A 350-nucleotide genomic window follows, 5' to 3' on the forward strand; every position below is an offset into this window, starting at 1 on the left:
AGAAGAGGGCGAGCAGCACAAATCCCATGTGCGACAGGCTCGGATATGACGCTTATAAACAACTGACGCCGCCGACGACGCTCGCCTGTTGGCGTTTATACCGGTCTGCCGCGGACGAGGAAAAAAAACAAGTGAAAATGGAAGGGGACANCGTCTCGTGGGCTCGGAGATTGTATAAGAGACAGAGTAGATGGCGATCAGCACAAAGCCCATGTGCGACACGCTGGAAKAGGCCAAAAGACGCTTGAGAGAGGGAGGAGAGAAAGAAAGAAGCGCGCCGGAGAGGATGGCGAACACGCCGAGCCACTGGGCGATTGGCGCAAACTCTGTCTCTTATACACATCTCCGAG

General features: G+C 54.9%; 1 pseudogene. It reads right to left on the reverse strand.

Annotated features, from left to right (window positions below):
- Positions 1–177: 177 nt before the first annotated feature.
- Positions 178–327, reverse strand: a pseudogene (locus ACQ4LH_RS21935) (proton-conducting transporter membrane subunit); the annotation flags it as partial.
- Between the last annotated feature and the right edge of the window lie 23 nt (positions 328–350).

The organism is Pseudomonas peli (genome assembly GCF_050563605.1).
Lineage (GTDB): Bacteria > Pseudomonadota > Gammaproteobacteria > Pseudomonadales > Pseudomonadaceae > Aquipseudomonas > Aquipseudomonas peli_A.